This window comes from Escherichia sp. MOD1-EC7003 (genome assembly GCF_002965065.1).
Taxonomy (GTDB): Bacteria; Pseudomonadota; Gammaproteobacteria; order Enterobacterales; family Enterobacteriaceae; genus Escherichia.
Genome location: NZ_PTRE01000165.1, coordinates 1 through 292, shown reverse-complemented (window position 1 = coordinate 292; position 292 = coordinate 1). Strand labels below are relative to the sequence as shown.

At 47.3% G+C, this 292-nt stretch carries 1 protein-coding gene; it reads left to right on the top strand.

The features are described from left to right. The coding region (locus A7090_RS22315; protein ID WP_157941493.1) for a transposase at positions 1-292 on the top strand (292 nt) is incomplete at both ends.

Here is a 292-nt window from a genome sequence, read left to right as displayed (position 1 = left end):
TTGCCGCATAGAGCGTAAATCCCAAATAAAGGATGGACGTTCTTCGGCAAAAGAACCGTGGCTTATCTTTAGCAGTACGAATGACTTTAAACCTCGGGAAATCATGAAATTGTACAGCCGTCGCATGCAAATCGAGCAGAACTTCCGGGATGAAAAAAGCGAGCGCTTCGGGTTCGCTCTGCGTGCCAGTTACAGTCGTTCCGTGGGAAGAATGCTGGTACTGAGCCTACTGGCGACGCTGAGTACAATTGTACTGTGGCTTATTGGCTATCATGCTGAAAACAAAGGATTA